Annotated in this window: 11 protein-coding genes; 7 read left to right on the top strand and 4 right to left on the bottom strand. The window is 62.3% G+C overall.

The features are described 5' to 3' along the window. Positions 1-81: 81 nt before the first annotated feature. The 7 genes from phnC (at position 82) to phnN (ending at position 6,977) form a co-directional block, all read left to right on the top strand. Positions 82-942, top strand: coding sequence for a phosphonate ABC transporter ATP-binding protein (gene phnC, locus DMY87_RS16920; protein WP_110792816.1), 861 nt, complete (start codon positions 82-84; stop codon positions 940-942). A gap of 82 nt (positions 943-1,024) precedes the next feature. Continuing rightward, positions 1,025-1,930: a phosphonate ABC transporter substrate-binding protein gene (gene phnD / locus DMY87_RS16915; RefSeq protein ID WP_110792815.1), complete on the top strand. Its 906-nt coding sequence runs from the start codon at positions 1,025-1,027 to the stop codon at positions 1,928-1,930. A gap of 79 nt (positions 1,931-2,009) precedes the next feature. Then, the gene (gene phnE, locus DMY87_RS16910; RefSeq protein WP_110792814.1) at positions 2,010-2,969 is read left to right on the top strand and encodes a phosphonate ABC transporter, permease protein PhnE; all 960 of its coding nucleotides are present in this window, start codon (positions 2,010-2,012) and stop codon (positions 2,967-2,969) included. Positions 2,970-2,979: 10 nt separating this feature from the next. Further along, entirely contained in the window at positions 2,980-4,494 is a 1,515-nt protein-coding gene (gene phnE / locus DMY87_RS16905) for a phosphonate ABC transporter, permease protein PhnE (protein WP_110792813.1), read from the top strand. 53 nt (positions 4,495-4,547) lie between these two features. Then, the gene (locus tag DMY87_RS16900) at positions 4,548-5,261 is read left to right on the top strand and encodes a DUF1045 domain-containing protein (RefSeq protein ID WP_110792944.1); all 714 of its coding nucleotides are present in this window, start codon (positions 4,548-4,550) and stop codon (positions 5,259-5,261) included. Beyond that, complete coding sequence (locus DMY87_RS16895) at positions 5,254-6,390, top strand: alpha-D-ribose 1-methylphosphonate 5-triphosphate diphosphatase (protein ID WP_205908184.1); 1,137 nt, start codon at positions 5,254-5,256, stop codon at positions 6,388-6,390. The genes DMY87_RS16900 and DMY87_RS16895 overlap by 8 nt, the downstream gene beginning before the upstream one ends. After that, positions 6,390-6,977 carry a phosphonate metabolism protein/1,5-bisphosphokinase (PRPP-forming) PhnN gene (gene phnN / locus DMY87_RS16890; protein ID WP_110792812.1) on the top strand — a complete coding sequence of 196 codons (588 nt, stop codon included), beginning with the start codon at positions 6,390-6,392 and terminating at the stop codon, positions 6,975-6,977. Before DMY87_RS16895 ends, phnN begins: the two co-directional genes overlap by 1 nt. 306 nt (positions 6,978-7,283) lie before the next feature. Here phnN and DMY87_RS16880 read toward each other — a convergent pair whose 3' ends face one another. The 4 genes from DMY87_RS16880 to DMY87_RS16865 are packed head-to-tail and all read right to left on the bottom strand — an operon-like array spanning position 7,284 to position 12,700. Beyond that, complete coding sequence (locus DMY87_RS16880; protein WP_110792810.1) at positions 7,284-8,954, bottom strand: thiourocanate hydratase; 1,671 nt, start codon at positions 8,952-8,954, stop codon at positions 7,284-7,286. Positions 8,955-8,977: 23 nt separating this feature from the next. Beyond that, the gene (locus DMY87_RS16875) at positions 8,978-10,069 is read right to left on the bottom strand and encodes a thiohydantoin desulfurase (protein ID WP_110792809.1); all 1,092 of its coding nucleotides are present in this window, start codon (positions 10,067-10,069) and stop codon (positions 8,978-8,980) included. Beyond that, positions 10,050-11,321 carry a Zn-dependent hydrolase gene (locus DMY87_RS16870; RefSeq protein WP_110792808.1) on the bottom strand — a complete coding sequence of 424 codons (1,272 nt, stop codon included), beginning with the start codon at positions 11,319-11,321 and terminating at the stop codon, positions 10,050-10,052. The genes DMY87_RS16875 and DMY87_RS16870 overlap by 20 nt, the downstream gene beginning before the upstream one ends. Continuing rightward, positions 11,318-12,700: a dihydroorotase gene (locus tag DMY87_RS16865; protein WP_110792807.1), complete on the bottom strand. Its 1,383-nt coding sequence runs from the start codon at positions 12,698-12,700 to the stop codon at positions 11,318-11,320. The genes DMY87_RS16870 and DMY87_RS16865 overlap by 4 nt, the downstream gene beginning before the upstream one ends. Positions 12,701-12,806 lie beyond the last annotated feature (106 nt).

Genomic DNA, 12,806 nt, shown 5'->3' with positions numbered 1-12,806 from the left:
ACACAAATCTGACATTCGCGCTTCACGATGAGGCGCTAGTGGATAACCAGCACCGCAATCAATGACGGCGAAGGAACCACAATGCGTTTCCAGTTGGACAACCTCACTCGACAGTTCGGCAGCCACAAGGCCGTCGATTCCGTCAGCATCGAGATCCCGGCTGGCCAGATGGTGGGTGTCATCGGGCGCTCCGGTGCCGGCAAGTCTACGCTTCTGCGCATGATCAACCGTCTCGTCGATCCGACGTCCGGGTCCATTCGTTTCGGTGATGTCGAGATCTCGACCCTGCACGGAGCAGCGCTCCGCAACTGGCAACGCGACTGCGCGATGATCTTCCAGCAGTTCAATCTGGTTCCGCGCCTCGATGTGCTGACCAATGTTCTTCTTGGCCGCCTCAATCACCGTTCGACCGCGCTGTCCATGCTCAATATCTTTTCCCGCGAAGAGCGCCTGATGGCCATCGCCGCGCTGGAGCGCCTTGGCATCGAGCAGACGGCGCTGCAAGCTGCCGGCACTCTGTCGGGCGGCCAGCAGCAGCGCGTCGCGATTGCTCGTGCGCTCATGCAGTCGCCAAAAATGGTGCTCGCCGACGAGCCAATCGCCTCGCTCGATCCGCTCAATGCCAAGATCGTCATGGATGCGCTCCGTGATATCAACGAGCGTGAAGGCATCACCGTCATCACCAATCTCCATACGCTCGATACGGCGCGCAACTACTGCGAACGCATCATCGGCATGGCGCGCGGCCGGGTCGTTTTCGACGGTGCACCGTCGGATCTCACGGCCGATGCCGTGCATGAGATCTACGGTGCCGATAGGCATGGCGCCGGTATCGACGAGACCATGACCTCGACCAGCATCACGATCGCGCATCAGGACAATGATGTCGCGCGCAAGATCCCATCCCCTGGCCTTCGCCCTCTGGCAGCTGCCGAGGCCTGAGCCACGAAGATCGCTAAGCCCCGCGTTACGGGCGAGTATTCCCGACAGTTCCAATCCTTTCCATGAAACAGGAGATAAGCTCATGTTGAAGAAGACCCTGCTTGCCGCCGTGGCTCTCGGCGCTCTTGCCGGTGCCGCCCATGCCGAAGACCTCAAGGAATTCCGCATCGGCATCCTCGGTGGCGAAAACGAAGCCGACCGTCTGCGCAACTACCAGTGCATGACCGAAAAGCTCCCGGCCGTTCTCGGCGTTGAGAAAGTCTCGCTCTTCCCGGCCGCCGACTATGACGGCGTCATCCAGGGCCTGCTCGGCGGCACGCTCGATTATGCCGAACTCGGCGCTTCCGGCTTTGCCAAGATCTACCTCGCCAAGGCCGATGCGGTCGAGCCGATCCTGACCACCGTCCAGACCGACGGCTCGATGGGCTACTATTCGATCATGGTTGCCCGCAAGGATTCGGGCATGACCAAGGTCACCGACATCAAGGGCAAGAAGCTCGGATTCGCCGATCCGGACTCCACCTCCGGCTATCTCGTTCCTTCGGTCACCCTGCCGGAAGTGCTCGGCGCCCCGGTCAAGGAATATGTCGCTGAAACCGGCTTTGGCGGCGGCCACGAGAACCTGGTTCTCGAAGTGCTCAAGGGCACCTTCGATGCCGGCACGACCTTCGGCTCCGGCGTGGGCGACTTCAAGGACGGCTACACCTCCGGCAACCTGCGCAAGATGGTCGACAAGGGCATCCTCAACATGGACGACCTCGTCGAACTGTGGAAGTCCCCGCTCATCCCGAACGGCCCGGTCGTCGTCCGCACCTCGATGAACGAAGACATGAAGGCGAAGTTCAAGAAGTTCATGATGGACCTGCCGACATCCGATCCGGCCTGCTTCTCGGCCGTTCAGGGCGGTGATTTCAAGGGCTTCACCGAAGTCAACGTCGACTTCTACAAGCCTATCATCGACGCCCGCAAGTCCACCATCGGCGGCTGATACCAGCATTTGCACAAGGAACCGCCGGTCTTTGCCGACCGGCGGTTCTTTCTTGAACGCAGTCTGAAGGGGATGGTCGATGCATCTGTCGACATTGCAGCCGCTCAGTGAAAGCGGTGCCGCCGTGGAGCGCCACTGGCAGGAGCTCGCCTCCAAGCGACGCCTCTATACCGGGCTCGGGATCGTCATCCTGTTCTTCGCGGTGACGGGCTCCGTCTGGTTCGCCAATGAGACGAATTCCGGCAAGTTCTTCGATCGGCTGCCCTATTTCTTCGATTTCATCGGCGACCTCGTACCGCGCGATGGCTGGGAGATCTGGCGTGCCCTGTTCGACCTGCCCTCTCCCTATGACGATGGCAGTTTGAAATTCAACTACCCGGAAGGCCGGCTCTATCTGACCCAGAGCCTCTATATCCCCGAGTATTTCTACAAGATGGTCGAGACCATCAATATCGCACTGCTCTCGACGGTCATCGGTGTGATCTTTGGCTTCTGCTTCGCCTTCCTGGCTGCACGCAATATGATGCCGCTCGTCTGGGTGCGCTGGCCGATGCGCCGGGTGATGGAAGTGCTGCGCGCCTTTCCCGAAGTGGTGCTTGCGGGCTTCTTCCTCGCCATCCTCTCGCTCGGGGCGATCCCGGCGATCATCGCCGTTTCGATCCATACGATCGGTGCGCTCGGCAAGTTGTTCTACGAGGTGATCGAGAATGCCGACATGCGCGCCGACGAAGGCTTGCGAGCGGTCGGCGCCAACTGGTTCGAGCGCGTCTGGTTCGGGATTACGCCGCAGGTCATGCCGAACTTCATCAGCTATTTTCTGCTGCGTTTCGAGATCAATGTCCGCGCCTCGACCATCATTGGCGCGGTCGGCGGCGGTGGGATCGGCGAAGTGCTGCGCCTGTCGATCAGCCAGGGACACGAGGCCAAGACGCTGGCCATCGTTCTTCTGCTTCTGACCACCGTCATTGCCGTCGACCAGTTCTCCGCTTCGCTGCGCCGCAGGCTCGTCGGCGAACAGGCCTTCCAGGCGGTTACGTGAGGATATGACAATGTCCATGATCAACACTGCCGAACTCAACCGTCTGGCCGAGCGCTATCCGCATGTGCTGGAGCGCAGTGTCTGGCAACGCTACCGGATGCCGCTGTCGATCGGCATTCTGGCGCTCTATTTCGTCTTCTGCTGGTGGTTCTTTGCCGTCGGCAAGACGATCAGTGAAGCCAACTGGGGTCTGGCCGGCAATTATCTCGCCGACTGGGTTTCCTATGAGATCCGCCCGGAATTCCAGATCGCGCCGGATGGATCGATGGAGATCACCTATCCGCGTTTCGATCCGATCGGTCCTCACCCCAACCCGGACTGGATCGACGCCAGGAAGGAGACGGTCACTCGCACCCTGACGGAGGTCGCTCCTGCAGCGCAGACGGCCGCTCCGGCTGCACCGAAATCCTCCTTCAGCTTCCTCGCACCGGTGGCACCGCAAGCCGGCAACGCGGCGCAGGCAGAGCCGACCGCCCCGAAGACAGTGACGCAAGAGGTGATCACCAGCGCCCATGTCACGCTCGGAAGCGCAGCCAGCATCGATCTCGACGGGACCAATCTCGTGCTGACACGCGGCGGCGAAACGGTGTCGCTGGCGCTTGATCACGTGCACGATACCGTCACCCTTCAAGGCCCACGTCCCGACTGGGTTGAACAACGGGCCGAAGGCGGTCGTGTTATCGCCTATTTCGGCATGGCCGGCTGGATCGACGTCACGGCGGAGCGGGTGCGGGTGCGCAAGCGTTTCCTCGGCTGGGAAAATTTCATCTTCGATACCAACTCGCCCTTCTTCGATCTGACGCCTGCGCAGGTCCTGCACAAGATCACGTCCGAAGACCGGATCGATCCGAAGATGAGCAATCTGGCGCTCGCCTGGAACAATGTCCTCTACAATGCGTCCTGGCAGCATCTCGACGTGTGGACCAAGCTTCTCCAGACCATCGTCATGGCCTTCATGGGCACGCTGCTTGCCATGCTCGTCGCTTTCCCACTGTCCTTCATCGCCGCGCGCAATATCAGCCGCAACCGGCCGATGAACCAGCTGACCAAACGTTTCTTCGATTTCCTGCGCTCGGTCGACATGCTGATCTGGGCTCTGTTCTTCACCCGTGCCTTCGGCCCCGGACCGCTCGCCGGCATTTCGGCGATCTTCTTCACCGACACCGGCACCCTCGGCAAACTCTATGCAGAGGCACTTGAGAACATCGACGACAAGCAGCGTGAGGGCGTGAAGTCCGTGGGTGCCTCCCCAATCGCCGTGCAGCGCTTCGGCGTACTGCCGCAGGTTCTTCCCGTCTTTGCCTCACAGGCGCTCTATTTCTGGGAGAGCAATACCCGCTCAGCCACGATCATCGGCGCCGTCGGCGCTGGTGGCATCGGTTTGAAGCTCTGGGAAGCGATGCGCACAAACTCCGACTGGGAAAACGTTGCCTATATGGTGGTGCTCATCCTCATCGTCGTTTTCCTCTTCGACGCCATTTCCAATAGCCTGCGCTCGCGACTCATGGGAAAAAGCCGGCACTGATCCCGAAGGGGCGCATGCGTTTGCGCTCGTTCCAGCATTTCGAAAGCACGACCTTGCGTTACGCCCTCTATTTCACGCCCGCCGAAGACGCTCCCCTCACCCGTACAGCCTCGACCTGGCTGGGACGTGACGCCTTTTCGGGTGCGGTCCTCCCACGGGAGGATCATCCGGAGATCGGTTTTGACGAAATCTCGGCACTCACCGAAGACCCGCGCCGCTACGGTTTTCATGCCACGCTGAAAGCACCGTTTTCGCTGAAAGACGGTTGCAGCGAAGCCGATCTTCTGGAGGCCATGACCGCCTTCTGTCAAAACCACTCGACCTTTGCCATCCCCTCGGTGGTCGTGGGCCAGCTCGGCCCCTTCTTTGCGTTGGTGCCTGAAACGCTGCATCCGCCGCTGCAGGATTTTGCCGCTGCCGTGGTCGAGTTCTTCGAACCTTTTCGAGCGCCCCTCTCCGATGCCGATATTGCGCGCCGCAATCCAGAGAGACTCGGCGAACGTCAGCGGCAGAACCTCGTCACCTGGGGTTATCCGCATGTGTTCGATGACTTTCGCTTTCACATGACACTGACCGGGCCGGTACCCGAACAGCGTGCAGATGTGATGGCGCAGTTGCTTGAAAGCCGCTTCTCGCCCTTTACCCGGCGAGCGCTGGCAATCGATTCCCTCACTCTGTTCATCGAGCCGGAGCGCGGTGCGCCCTTCATCGTTCATTCCCGGCAGCTGCTTTCCCCTGCCCCAACCAATGGTTATCATCATGGCTGAACTGATCCTCTCCAACGCCCGCATCGTGATCGAGGACCGTATCGTCCACGGCAGCCTTCTCATTCGCGACGGTCTGATCGAGGCGATCGACGAAGGCGCAAGCCGCCTCGGCGAGGACCTCGGCGGCGACTACGTCGTTCCCGGCCTGGTCGAACTGCACACCGATCATCTTGAGGCCCACTATTCTCCGCGCCCCGGCGTGCGCTGGGACAAGACCTCGGCGATCCAGGCCCATGATGCCCAGGTTGTCACGTCAGGCATCACCACGGTCTTCGATTGCCTGCGCATGGGATCGGATGAAGACGGCGGTTTCGACAAGGGCGAGATGCGCGACATGGCGGACGCCATCCAGGCCGCCGAAAAGGATGACCGCCTGCGCGCCGATCACCTGATCCACCTGCGCTGCGAGGTCGCCTCGAACAATGTGCTGGACCACTTCGCCGATTTCGAAACCGACCCGCATGTCCGCCTCGTCTCGCTGATGGACCATTCTCCAGGCCAGCGGCAGTTCCAGACGATGGACCAGTACACGCTCTACTATAAGACCAAGCGTGGCCTCTCCGACGTGGACTTTACCCGCTTCGTCGAAAACCGGCTGGCGCTGTCGGAGCAGTATTCCAGCATCCACCGAGACACTCTGGCTCGGATCTGTGCCGAGCGCGGCATCACGGTTGCCAGCCACGACGATGCGACGCTTGCCCATGTCGAGGAGGCCAAGGGTCATGGGGTGAAACTCGCCGAATTCCCGACCAGCCTGGAGGCTGCAGAAGCCTCCCACAAGGCCGGCATGAGCGTGCTGATGGGGGCACCGAACGTGGTGCGCGGCAAGTCGCACTCCGGCAATATCGCGGCACGTGATCTCGCCAAGCTCGGCGTGCTCGACGTGCTGTCTTCCGATTATGTTCCGCTCAGCCTGCTGCATGCGGCCTTCGTGCTCGCCGACGATATCGACGGCATCGACCTGCCGGTAGCACTCGCCATGGTTACCGCGACGCCGGCCCGCACCGTCGGCCTTGAAGATCGCGGCCGGATTGCTCCCGGCCTGCGCGCCGATCTCGTCCATGTTCGCCGCTCCGAGGGTGTGCCGGTGGTCAAGGCCGTCTGGCGCCAGGGACGACGGGTGGCGTGATGACGGCCTTGCCGGAAACCCCTGCCCCATCCCGATCGGGTATCCTCGTCGCCGTCGTTGGCCCGAGCGGTGTAGGCAAGGATAGCCTGATCGCTGGGGCAAGGTCCGCGCTTGCCGACGCGCCCGATGTACGTTTTGCCCGACGCATGATCACCCGGCCTGCGGATGAGGCCGGTGAAAACCACATGCCGGTTTCAGCGGGGGACTTTGGCCAGCTGGAGAAAGCCGGCGCCTTTGCCGTGAGCTGGGAAGCCCATGGGTTGAAATACGGCGTGCCGGCGTCCGTGCTGGATGATCTCGATGCTGGCCGCATCGTCGTCGTCAACGGCTCGCGCTCGGCGCTCGATCGCTTCCAGGCCGTCTTTCCGCGCCTTGTCGTCGTCAATGTGACGGCGCGCCCCGACGTTCTGGCCGTGCGTCTTGCTGCCCGTGGTCGGGAAAGCGCGCAGGAGATCGAGGCGAGACTGGCCCGGGCGGTCGAGCCGCTGCCGGACAGCTTCGAAACCGTCACCATCGACAACAGCGGGGCACTGGAGACGGCGACCCGGCAGCTGGTATCTCTTCTTGAGGATCTGCAGCGAAAATAGGCGCTGTCTGCAGAGCAAACGCTGTCATCCGAGCAGGTAGATAATCCGCCAGCTCAGAGTGCTCAAAATCAGTCCAGCTAAAGCGCCAAGCGGAACGAACATCAACACCCCAATTGGGCCGGCAAGATCATAGCCAAACCAGCCGCCAAGGATCAATCCTATGGTGCTGACAATGACTGTGACTGTCCTGTGCAAGGTCTCCATGCCACATAATCTAGTTTTCAGTTGCCTCAAATTCAACGGTAGAATGGCAGAACAATTCTTCCCCGTCCGAATACGGAACGGAAATCTCCGCCTCCGCCAAGGTCAGCTTGCCGGGCCGAGAGGCAAATAACCAACCCCTGCCGCCTCGGCCGCTTCCACAGCCGCGTCATATCCTGCATCGGCATATCGGATAATACCAAGCGACGTGTCATTCGTCAGTGCATGCGACAGCCGTTCGGCCCCCGCATCCGTTCCGTCGGCTACGATGGTGACGCCGGCACTGGTCATGTAGCCTGCATACCCCCCACCGCCTGAGTGTATAACGACGAGATCGGCCATGGAGGCGCACAGGGTCATGGCATTGATCAGCGGCCAGTCGGCGATCGCGTCCGAACCATCCTTCATGTTCTCCGTCATGATGTTCGGGTGGGCCATGGCGCCGGCATCGAGATGATCACGCGAAAAGGCGATCGGGCCTTTGAGTTCGCCAGACGCAACCAGTTCGTTGACCGCAACGGCAAGTCGGGAGCGTTCGCCGTGTCCAAGCCAGGCGATGCGGGCCGGAAGGCCTTCGAACGGCACATATTGCCGCGCCAGCGCAATCCAGTTGGTAACGATGAAATTGTCGGGAAAGAGTTCGAGCACGAGGTCGTCGATCCGGGCGATATCGCTTTCCTCGCCCGACAGCGCCATCCAGCGGAACGGGCCGATCGCCTTGCAGAACAGCGGGCGCAAATAGGCCTCGGTGAAGATCGGAATGTCGAAGGCGTTTGTCACGCCGCCTTCCCTCGCCTGGGTGCGGATCAGATTGCCGTTGTCGAAAACTTCGGAACCCTTTTTCTGGAAGGCGAGCATGGCGCGGACATGGTCGACGATCGAGGCACGGCTCGCCGCCATCAGCTGGGCAGGCCCCTCCTCGCGCAGACGACGAACTTCGTCGAGGCTCATGCCCTTGGGGACATAACCGTAGACGAGATCATGCGCGGAGGTCTGGTCGGTGACGATGTCGGGGACCACGCCCCGCGCCTCGATCTTCGGATAGATGTCGGCGGCATTCCCGACCAAACCGACGGAGACGGCACGCTTTTCCGCAACCGCCTCATCGATCAGGCGCAGCGCCGTATCGAGATCCGGCGCGATCACGTCGAGGAAGCCGATCGCCCGGCGCTTTTCGGCCCGTTCCGGATCGATGTCGACCACGAGGATGGCGGCTCCCGCCATACGGCCAGCCAGCGGCTGCGCCCCGCCCATGCCGCCGAGACCCGCCGTCAGGATGAAACGACCGGCAAGCGAGCCGTCGAAGCGCCGCTCGGCAATGCGCATGAATATCTCGTAGGTCCCCTGGATGACGCCCTGCGAGCCGATATATTGCCAGGCACCGGCCGTCAGTCCGCCCCAGCAGATCAGTCCCTTCCTCTCAAGGTCATAGAAGACCTCGGCCTTCGCCCATTGGCCGACGATATTGCAATTGGCCATGATGACCAGCGGTGCCTTGGCATGGGTCTTCAACAAGCCGACCGGCTTGCCGGACTGGATGATCAGCGTCTGGTCCTCGTCCATCGACAGCAGCGTCTCGACGATCTTGGCATGGGCGGGCCAGTTGCGCGCCGCCTTGCCGAGAGCGGCATAGACGATCAGACGATCCGGATCTTCTCCGACCGAGAGTACGTTTTCCAGCAGTCGCAGAAGCGCCTCCTGGCGCCAGCCTTTTGCGCGCAGTTCAGGACCGCCGGGAATGGGAAAACCGGGATGGCGCGGATTGGGTTTCGGCATGGCACGTCTCCTTCAGCGTTCGGTCAGTCTGCCAGGGCGTAATCGGCGATACGGATGCCGAGCGCCCTTTCGACCGGCGGGTAGACGGCGGGATCCTTCACGCCTGCAGACAGGGGGATCACCGTTTTCGGGACATGCAGGATGAAGATCGGCATGCCCTCATGCAGCTGTCCGACGCTGAGCGGTTCGCCCTCGGTCGATAGCGTGGTGATGACATCCGGGAAGGTGGCGAGACGTTTGCCCCCTGCGTCATCGACGGCCATGTATTCGTTCATGATGTGCAGCGTCATGGCCGTATCATCAGAGCCGACCGTGACCGTGCCGACATCGAAGGCCTCGTTGGTGTAGACGACGGCTTTCTTCGTCACGATGCCTTCCTTCAGTATTGTACCCGAGGTTGCCTTGACGATGGCGTCGATGACGGCACTCGCCCCCTTCGCTTCAGCTGCAATGATCGCCTCGCCGAGCGCCAGCGCCAGCGAGATTCCGCCAAGGGCTGCATTGCGCCTGACGTAGGACGCCCGCAAGGGATTGCGGCAGGATGCGATGAAGCCGCCGGACTGATCGGCGGCCGTGCGCAGGATCGGCGAGATCTTGGCCGTGGCGCCGCGGACCACCAGTTCGATGTAGCGGTTTTCCGACCGGTTGCCGCCGACAGCCGTCTGGATCATCTGTTCCGGCGAGCCCGCCATTCCGATCGCGCCCATGTCGCCGGTCGGATGGGCGCGGATATCGCCGACCGCATCAACGACCTTTGTGCCGAGAATGGCGGAGGGCAACCAGCCGTTTAGCGTGGAGGATTTGCCGTTCTGGCCGATGATCAGGCCTGACAGTTTCTCGCCGAGCGCCTCCTGCAGAAGCTGTACGGCCTTCACATAATCCACGCCCTGCATTTCCCAGGGGGTCGTCGAAGCGGGTGCGCCGATGGCCGCAGCCGTCGCCACCCAGTCGTTATCCGCCAGTTCCTCGATCGAGACCAGTTCCGGCTTGCCGATGCTGACGGCCGCGTAGCCGAGCATGCGGCCATGATCGGCCCAGCCACCGCCGCCAGCGGCATAGACCGAGCCGCCCTTGACGGCCGCCTCGACATCCTTCTCAGTCAGTATGCGTCCCATCTTCGGTCTCCTTCAATTCGTCGTCCAGTCTCAGAATTGCATCGAGCAGAACGGCCGCCCCGAGCGTGATATCGGCGTTGTCAGCCCATTCTTTCGGTGCATGGCTGCGCCCTCCCGCGCAGGGGATGAAGACCATGCCGGCCGGGCAGATCCGCGCCATGAAGGCGGCATCATGCCCGGCCCCGGAGGCCATCCGGCGATGGCTGGCGCCCGTCGCATGGCAGGCCGCCTCCAGGGCGTTGATCGCCAGAGAATGCATCGGGGTCGCGGGATTGTCGGAGAGCACCTTGGGGGCAGCGATCGCCGCGCCGGTCTCTCGCTTGACCTCTTCGATGGCCTTCGCCAGAAGCGCGTGGAAACAATCGAGGTCTTCTCTCAGTTCCGCCCTGACATCGAGCAGCATCCTCACCCGCGAGGGTACGACATTGGCGGCATTCGGCTCGATCTCGAACTCACCGACGGTCGCTGCGAAATGCCCTGGGGTTGCTGCGAGCTCCTTCCCGAGCCGCTCGATCGCCAGCACCAGCCGGGCAGCGGCCGACAGTGCATCGAGGCGCCCCGTCATCGGCGTTGTCCCGGCATGATCGGCCCGGCCTGAGACGATCACCTCGATCCGGGTGATACCGGCAATAGCCGTGACCACGCCGATATCGAGACGGGCCTCCTCCAGCACCGGTCCCTGCTCGATATGGAGTTCCAGGAAAGCGCGTATATCCGTCCTAGCGGCAGACACGGACGGGTCGCCGCCGACCATGACAAGCCCTTCCTCAAGGCTGAGGTCGCCGGCTTGGCGGCCCAGCCACTCAGGCGGCATGACGCCGGCCATGCCACGACTGCCGATGCAGGAGACGCCGAAGATCGAGACTTCCTCGGCGAGGAAATCGACGATCTCCAGGTCATGACTGAGGGTGATGCCGCGATCGGCGATGGTGCGCGCGACCTCAAGTGCGGCCACCACGCCGGCAATGCCGTCGAAGCGCCCGCCTTCAGGAACCGTGTCCGAATGGGAGCCGAGCATGAGGGTGCCGCGACCCGGCTCGGTTCCGGCTCGCCGGCCAATCAGATTGCCGCTCCCATCGATCCGGGTTTCAAGGCCTGCGCTTCGAAAGCGATCCTCCAGATAGCGGCGCCCTTCAAGAAAGAGCGGCGTAAAAGCCCGGCGCGTATAGGGGCGATCCGGTTCGGTGATGGCGGCCAGCGCATCGATATCGGCGGCGGTCCTGCTCGCATCCACCAGCAGATTGCGCTTCATGACCTGAGCCCCCGAAGGGCAAGGCTTGCCGGCGGTCGCACGAAGCTGCCGGTTCCGGGCTCCGCTAACATGCGGCTACCATCGAAAGCGAGCTTGCCACGCAGATAGGTCGCCGCCACGCGATATGGCAGCCTGATGCCATTATACGGCGACCAACTGACGACGTTATGGCCGCTTGCCGATGCATCATAGACATGGTTGCTCGGTGTCATCACGGCGATGTCGGCATCTTTGCCGACCTCCAGCGCCCCCTTCACGTGATCGATGCGGAAATGCCGTGCCGGGTTCTCAGCCATCAGCCGTGCGGCCCAGGTGAGCGGAATGCCGCGCTCAAGCGCACCCTTCACGAAGAGCGGAAGCATGACCTCGAGCCCCGGCACGCCGGAGGAATTGGCGAGCATGTCGGGGTTGCTCTTGCGCTGCTCCGACCAGCTGACATGGTCGGTCGAGACAAGCGTGACATTACCGGCCGCGACATGACGCCAGAGCTTCTCGACCTCGGCGCGCGGGCGGATCGGCGGGTTGATCTTGGCCTTGCCACCGAGCCGTCGGACATCGTTTTCCTCGTCGAGCACGAGATAATGGATGCAGGCTTCGATGGTGGCGACATGTCCCTGGGCGCGGTAACCGCCAGCGATCTCGTAACCACGTCCAAGCGAACAATGCACGACATGGGCGGGGCAGCCGGTCGCGGCACCTGTCTCGTAGATCTGGTGCATGGCGAGCAGTTCAGTGAGCGGCGGGCGCGACAGGCCATGGGCGCGGTAGTCGGTGATGCCGGCCGCCTTCACCGCCTCGATCGCCGCGCGGACAAATTCGTCATCCTCGTTGTGCACGCCAGCCGCCAGACCTGTCGGTGCGATGGCCTGAAAGCACGATTGCAGAAGAGCGGCCGGAATGCGGGGAAAACGTTTCGGATCGGTGCCGAAGGTGGAGAACTTGAAGGCGGCGACCCCGGCCTCGACCTGCTCAGGGATCCGGGCTGGCCCCTCCTCCGGGTCGATCGTGCCGTAAAGCGCAAAATCGACGCGCGCCTGGGAGGACGCATGCGCCACCTTGCGTTTGACGGCAGCGCCCGAGCAGATCAGGTCACCCTCGTCATAGGGCATGTCAACGATCGTGGTCACACCGCCGGCTGCCGCCGAGCGGGTCGACCAGATGAAATCCTCCTGGCCCTTCTGGCTCAGCGAATGCACCTGTGCATCAATGGCGCCAGGAAGGATCAGCGCCTCGCCCAGATCGTGGCGCGCGCGGGCAGAGGGCGCAGCGCCCTGTCCGATTGTGGCGATCAGGCCGTCACGAACAGCAACATAGCCGGAGGGTATGATCCCGTCCGGCAACACCAGAGTTCCCTTGAGTACCAGATCGAAGTCCGTCATGACCTTCTCCCTCTGCGGCGCCGAAACTTACGGTCGTGCCGTGGAGTGTATTGCTTTATTCCCGACCTGGGATATCCCATATGTTGAACAGGGGATGCGTCCTCCC

Origin of the sequence: Peteryoungia wuzhouensis (assembly GCF_003205195.1) — a bacterium.
Taxonomy (GTDB): Bacteria; Pseudomonadota; Alphaproteobacteria; order Rhizobiales; family Rhizobiaceae; genus Allorhizobium; species Allorhizobium wuzhouense.
This window is presented reverse-complemented; position numbering and strand designations above follow the sequence as displayed.